This is a genomic window from Rothia sp. HMSC066G02, assembly GCF_001813145.1.
Taxonomy (GTDB): Bacteria; Actinomycetota; Actinomycetes; order Actinomycetales; family Micrococcaceae; genus Rothia.
Window position 1 is genome coordinate 58222 of the sequence record NZ_KV811584.1, and the last position, 6304, is coordinate 64525.

Below are 6304 nucleotides of genomic sequence, written 5' to 3' on the forward strand. Positions count from 1 at the left end.
CTGTGCTTTACCAAACAAGGCGACCTGCCTCGTCAAACTGCTTGGTTGAGTCCCAGGCGAACAGGCCCGGCACGTCAATCGTGAGCGGTTCGGCGTTCGGCACGGTCACGGTCCATTCTTCACCGGCTGCGGCGGAGAGAGCGCGGCGGATAAAGCTGCCGTGGCTGACGGCGATAATCTTCTGGTCGCCCGAAGCTTCAGAGAGCTCACGCACGATATTGCGCAGGGTGCGCACCGCACGAATGTACACGTCACGTTCGGATTCCACGTTCGGGTAGTAGCGTTCCGGGGCGCGGCGTTCGGGAGCGGGAATGTCCAGGCCTTCGCCGGCGCCGTAGGCGCGTTCCACCAGTTCGGGGTAGGTCTTGTGCACCTGCAGATCGAAGTGCTCACCGACCAGCTGCGCGGTCTCGTAGGCGCGGGAGAGCGGCGAGGACACCAGCACAGTGAACTCCAGACCCATGTCGGCAAGCTTCTTGCCGGTGGTGCGTGCCTGCTCGCGACCGGTGTCATTGAGCGGAATGTCGGTAATGCCCTGCATCAGGTTCGCCTTGTTCCAGTCGGTCTGGCCGTGACGGATCAGGGTGAGGGTCGTGTTCTCGGCACCCGCCGGGACCTCTTCGGGGCTCAGCTCAGGTTCCAGATGCTGCACAACCAGGCGGTCGATCGCGTCGTCCAGGTACTGCAGGGGCACCTCGGTCAGGGAGGCGTTCACCGGGATCGGGTAGATGCCGTCCTCGTTGAGCAGTTCGGGGTGGCGCTCAGCGACCAGGGCGGTCATGGTCATGGCAATCAGCATGCCGTGCGCGGCGACCACAACGGTCTGACCCTCGTATTCGCGGCGGACGCGGTTCAGTGCCGCGAGGGAGCGGGCAAGGAAGTCCTTCTTCGGTTCCACGTTGAAAGCATTGTTGGACTGACGGGAGGCGAGAATCAGCTCGCGGGTAGCGATCTGGCCTTCCAGGTCGCCAAAGGAACGTTCCTGGAAGCCGTCAACGGCACCGCGGTAGGGTACGCCCAGGCCTTCGGCTACGATTTCGGCGCTTTCTACGGCGCGGGAAAGGGGCGAGGAGACGATAGCGTCCACGGTGGTGCCCTCAGCTGCTGCCTGTTGCAGGGCGCCGATAGCGGTGCGGACCTGCTCCCTGCCGGTGTCGTTGAGGGGGATGTCGGTGCCGCCCTGGAAGCGGTGGTCAATGTTCCAGTCGGTCTGGCCGTGGCGCAGGAAGATGATGCGGGTTCCTGCCTCGGGGTCGGCTACCGGAGTGATGATGGGGGTGTTCTGTGCGTCGGTCATCCTTCTAGTATGGCATTGCCCCCGCGCAGTTCAAGGGGGCAAGAGGCGTATTCTCTCATGAAGCGCACTCATACCGCGGTATGAGCTGCGAGGTGGTTGAGCGCCCGGTCGGGCGAATTTTTTCAGGGTTTTCCCATATTTTTCAGCCCCCAGACGGAGGGGTGAGCCGCCGAGAAGCTGAGATGATAGAAGTGTACTTCCGTTAGTTCATACCCAATGAAGGTTGTCATGACGCAGAATCCTCAATCTCAGAACCCGCAGTTCCAGGCTCAGAACCCGTATTCAATGACCCCTCCGCAGGCGGCGCAGCCTGCCGGTCAGTATTCCGCTCAGCCTGGTCAGCCTAACCAGCAGAGTCAGGCGGGCTACTATCAGGGTCAGCCGCAGGGCTACCCGGCTCAGGCACCTCAGCAGATGCAGCAGGCGCCCTTCGCGCGCGGCGCGATTATTTCTGCCCGTAACCTGCACAAGTCGTACGGCAATAACCCGGTGCTGCGTAACGTGAGCCTGGATATTTTCCCCGGCGAGTCCGTGGCGATTATGGGTCCTTCCGGTTCCGGTAAGACCACCCTGCTGCACGCGCTCTCGGGCATTATCAAGCTCGATGCCGGTTCTGTGCTGTTCAATGGCCCGGCCGGTCAGGTGGCGGTGGAGTCCCTCAGTGAGCGTGAGCGCACCTCCCTGCGCGCTAACTCGTTTGGTTTCGTGTTCCAGCAGGGTCTGCTGGTTCCCGAGCTGACCGCGGAGGAGAACGTCTCCCTCGCCGCGATGATTGCCGGTGTTCCCCGCCAGCAGGCGCGTTCCATTTCGGCTGATCTGTTGAACCGTCTGGGTTTGGGGCAGATGCTGGACCGCCGTATGGGTGAGATGTCCGGTGGTCAGGCTCAGCGTGTGGCGATTGCCCGCTCCCAGGTGAACGGTGCCCCCGTGACTTTCGCGGATGAGCCGACCGGCGCACTGGATTCGAAGACCGCGCGTGAGGTGATGGCTCTGCTGCTGACCATGATTCCGCAGCAGGGTAAGACTCTGCTGGTGGTGACTCACGACCCGAACGTGGCGGCGGCGTGCTCCCGCGTGGTGTACCTGCAGGACGGCCAGATTGTGAGCGATCAGCGCAATAACCAGGGCGGTGTTCCCGCTTCCCAGAACCACGCTCAGAACCTCGGCGCTCAGTCTCAGGCAGGTGCATAATGCAAATCTATGCTCTACTCGCCAAGCGAACCCTATGGAGTTCGCAGGCGATTCTTCCCGTACTGGCTTTTGCCGCCTCCTCGGCACTGTTTTTGACGGTTGCCGGTGGTGTTCAGGCGCTGAGCACGTGGCTTGAGCACGCCAACGTTGACCACGAAATGATCAACCTGATGGGCATTCAGAAGCTCTACATGGGTTTGGCGTGGGTTGCCGCTCTGGTGCTGATTGTTCCGCTCTTTACCCTGGGCGCTTCGGCTGCTCGTTTGAGTGCCCGCCGCCGTGATGAGCGTCTGGCGTCCCTGCGTCTGATTGGTGCCTCCACAACCCTGATTGTGGGTCTGTCTGTTGCGGACGCGCTGGTGTACTCTCTTGTGGGTTTCATCATCGGTCTGTTGCTTTACCTGGTGCTGATTTTCCCCTTTGGCGCTTTGCACTTCATGAACGTTCCGCTGGGTGCTGAGAATATGCTCCTGCCGGTGAGCGTGATTTTCTACTGCTTCCTGGGCTGTATGGTTCTGGCGGCTCTTAGCTCCCTCTTCGGTCTGGCGAAGGTCAGCATCAGCCCGCTGGGTGTGCGTACCCGCGCGAAGGCTGGTTCCGCCGGCTACATTGCTCTGGGTATCGGTGTTGTTCTGGTCATTGCCGTGATGATTCTGGCTTCGACCTCGAAGGGTTTTAGCATGTTCTCCCCCTTCCAGGACGGCGGTGCCGATAGCGCGATCAAGAACCTAGCGATTTTCATTGCTCTGCCGGGTCTGCTGATGATGGTTGCTATCGACCTGATTGGTACCTTCCTGGTGTGGGCATACGCAAAGATTCGTGTGCGCATGACCCAGAAGGCGTCGGTTCTGCTGGGTTACCGTGCGGTGCTGGAGTCCCCGCGCGGGGCGTGGCGTCAGGTTTCGGGTGTGGCACTGTCGACCTTCTTGGTGACCTTCTTCGGCCCCATCCTGATTCTGGCGGGTGAGATGAACAAAACGGCGAAGGAGGTAGGCCCCGCCGCCGGCCCCTTCATGACCATCATGTCGGACATGTTCCAGGGCATGCTGCTCATGCTGTTCTTCTCGTACCTGCTGATCACTCTCTCCGCAGTGTTGAACCAGAGCGCCGCCATTTACGAGCGTGGTTCGCTGTACTCTTCGCTGAATATGATGGGTACCCCCACGAGGATGTTGCAGGCTTCGCGCCTTACCGTGGTTTTCGGTCCCCTGGTGCTCATTAGCGTGGTTTCTGCGCTGCTGGGTCTGCCGCTGACGGCGTTGATTGCGGCGCAGGGTCTTTCCGGTGAGATTCTGACGAAGATGTTCGGTATGACCTTCGGCGCTATTGCACTGGGTCTGGCGCTGGTCTATGTGGGCCTGTTGGCGACCATTCCGTTTATGCGTCAGGTGACTCATAAGCCGGTGTCCGCTCTCTAAGCTGTACGGCTGCTACCCTCCCGTTGCGTTCTCAGTGGATGCGGCGGGAGGGTTTCTTCATGTCCAACGTTTGTGTTGCGTGCTTTTGTGCCCTCGCCCGGTTTGCGCCCTGCATGTTTTCTCACGCACCGGGCCACCGCTTCCATAGCCTAAAGCCCTGTGAGAGACTGACATTATGTTTGAACACACAGTACCCCCCGAATGGTTCCCCCGCTGCGCAATCTTCGACTGCGACGGCATCCTCCTCGACTCCGAGACCGTCTGGAACGATGTGCAGCGTGAGCTTTTCGCCCGCTGGTCTGTTCCCTTCACCGAAGAGGTGGAGCACCGCCTCACCGGCCTGGCGGCAGCCGACGTCGCGCAGGAGCTTGCCCTGCTCTCCTACGAGGCGCAGAACGGTCAGAAGCCGGACACCGCCTCCGCAGAGTACGCCGAACACCATGAACGCGTGATGAAGGACCTGCTCACCACCGAGCACGAGGTCATCAGCTCCGGCGTGGACCTGATTGAGGGTGCGCAGAAGTTCCTGGGCTTCCTGAGCGAGCACATGCCGGTTGCGGTGGCGTCGAACTCCACCGCGAACATTCTGACCCTGAAAATGGAAAGCTACGGTTACGCCCCGCTGGTGCGCACCTGGGTCAGCAGCAACGACGTTCCCACCGGTAAGCCCGCCCCGGACATGTACCTGGAGGCGGCACATCGCCTCGGCTTTGAAGGTCACGAGGCGCTGGCGTTCGAGGACTCCCCCGCGGGCGCGCAGGCGGCACGTGACGCCGGTACAAAGGTTATGATTTACGTTCCGGAAGGCACCGACCCGGCAAAGGCACCGGCCGGTTTTGGGCGCTTCGATTCGTTTAATGACCCGCAGCTCTGGGAGGCGGCACGCACCTGGATCGCCAAGCTTGAGGCGGCACAGCAGTCGGAGGCGGCGCAGAACTAAGAGGCACCCGCCCCACCGCCTCACCTGGCAGGCGGCATCAAGAAAGACCCCCGGCCCGCTCTTCAAGAGCAGACCGGGGGTCTTCTATGCTTATCAGCTGCCTCTCTAGCACCCGCTCTTGTAGCCCTTTGACCTCATCAGCACTCTCGCGGAGCGCTACTTTTCCAAAGTCTCACTAAACGGTACCAATACAAAACATCACGAGAACCTGAACATTGGCAGGTTCTCGTGATGCTAGGTGTTTTAGAACTCCAAGGATGCTTATTTCGGCTGTTGCTTATAGAAAACAAAAGCGTACAGGATACTCATAAGTAGAACTACAACCTGAGCCAAAGGGTCAAGCCAATACACTTGTAAAATTACCACAGCCAACATAAAAAATACGGATTTTATGAAGGATGCCGCAGGTTGTACGTAGTTCTTATTTGCACGATATGCAGAGTACCCAACAAATCCACAAAGAATTAAAATACCGGCAACATTATAAAACATTGAATCATGCGAAGATGTAAAATAATAGAAAGAATAACCTGCGAAACATAATTCAGGTACCGGTATGTATCTAGTGTCGACCAACTTAATCACCTCAGATATTTATTCAATTTTTGCTGTCAGCGGTGGTATACCCCAATCTGCGTAGAACGCGATTCCACGTCCTTCTATACCGGCTCCGACAATAGCTGTTGATAATATCTCTAGTTTGATGTGAAACAGAACACTTTTATGATATCAATCAGCAAAATGGGAGTCAAAATTATTTTAGTAATGATTCAATAACAATTTGCGCCACTGCACACTATAGTATTTAGCTGCTAAAGCTCCCAGCCCGTTCTCTCTCCTCAGCAAACTTACATCCTAAGTCGTCTTATTGCGCTTCGGATGCTCCTCTGCCTTACACATTTCTAGGTTCTTATCGCAGATACAGCGGTAAACAGTCTTCACTTCCCCTGCTGCTTTCACCCACCTCTCTTCTTCTTTCCTACGTGCGTATGCTTTTCTTCTCTTACGAGCAGGAGATAACTCTGGTCTTGTCCTCACAACTCTCTCACTTCAGTTCTACGGTCTAGGAACTTTTATTTTACGTCCGCTTAAGCGGACTTCGCTAACGCTCAGGCTCTTTTTCTCTCTGGCTTCTCTCCTTCTGTTCCAAGACTCAACCTCACAGCTCAGGCTGAGAGAGGTGAGGGGAGAGAGAAGCGAATGCCCTTGTACTTTCCAAACAAAATACACAAAGGTATTTGAATGAAAAGCACAAGGGGTATCACAACAAACAACACAGGCCAGTCGGTCGGCTCGGTCGGTCGATTGGCGAAGCATAAGAAGCACAAACGGCTCGCTCTTCGCATAGATGGCGGAAGGCTCTAATCTTCCGCGCGGAGGGCATTCGCCCTGTGATCTGGCGGTGTTGTTGATGTGTAGGTCATAGACATGCCGGTTGCGGTGGCGTCGAACTCCACC

4 protein-coding genes are annotated in these 6304 nt (G+C 57.7%); 3 read left to right on the top strand and 1 reads right to left on the bottom strand.

Annotation, left to right across the window (positions count from 1 at the left end):
- Positions 1-7 precede the first annotated feature (7 nt).
- The gene (locus tag HMPREF2894_RS02575) at positions 8-1297 is read right to left on the bottom strand and encodes a histidine phosphatase family protein (RefSeq protein WP_070677680.1); all 1290 of its coding nucleotides are present in this window, start codon (positions 1295-1297) and stop codon (positions 8-10) included.
- A gap of 228 nt (positions 1298-1525) precedes the next feature.
- Between HMPREF2894_RS02575 and HMPREF2894_RS02580 the strand changes: the two genes are divergently transcribed.
- From HMPREF2894_RS02580 to HMPREF2894_RS02590, 3 genes are all read left to right on the top strand, one after another.
- Positions 1526-2488 (top strand): ABC transporter ATP-binding protein, encoded by a 963-nt coding sequence (locus tag HMPREF2894_RS02580; protein ID WP_070677700.1) that lies wholly within the window; start codon positions 1526-1528, stop codon positions 2486-2488.
- Positions 2488-3906 carry an FtsX-like permease family protein gene (locus HMPREF2894_RS02585; protein WP_070677682.1) on the top strand — a complete coding sequence of 473 codons (1419 nt, stop codon included), beginning with the start codon at positions 2488-2490 and terminating at the stop codon, positions 3904-3906. Before HMPREF2894_RS02580 ends, HMPREF2894_RS02585 begins: the two co-directional genes overlap by 1 nt.
- A 175-nt stretch (positions 3907-4081) precedes the next feature.
- Complete coding sequence (locus HMPREF2894_RS02590; protein ID WP_049340883.1) at positions 4082-4846, top strand: HAD family hydrolase; 765 nt, start codon at positions 4082-4084, stop codon at positions 4844-4846.
- The last annotated feature ends 1458 nt before the right edge of the window (positions 4847-6304 follow it).

Excerpts from the sequence above, each read along its gene's own strand:
- HMPREF2894_RS02575 (WP_070677680.1), bottom strand. The coding sequence starts at position 1,297 with ATGACCGACGCACAGAACACCCCCATCATCACTCCGGTAGCCGACCCC.
- HMPREF2894_RS02580 (WP_070677700.1), top strand. The coding sequence starts at position 1,526 with ATGACGCAGAATCCTCAATCTCAGAACCCGCAGTTCCAGGCTCAGAAC.
- HMPREF2894_RS02585 (WP_070677682.1), top strand. The coding sequence starts at position 2,488 with ATGCAAATCTATGCTCTACTCGCCAAGCGAACCCTATGGAGTTCGCAG.
- HMPREF2894_RS02590 (WP_049340883.1), top strand. The coding sequence starts at position 4,082 with ATGTTTGAACACACAGTACCCCCCGAATGGTTCCCCCGCTGCGCAATC.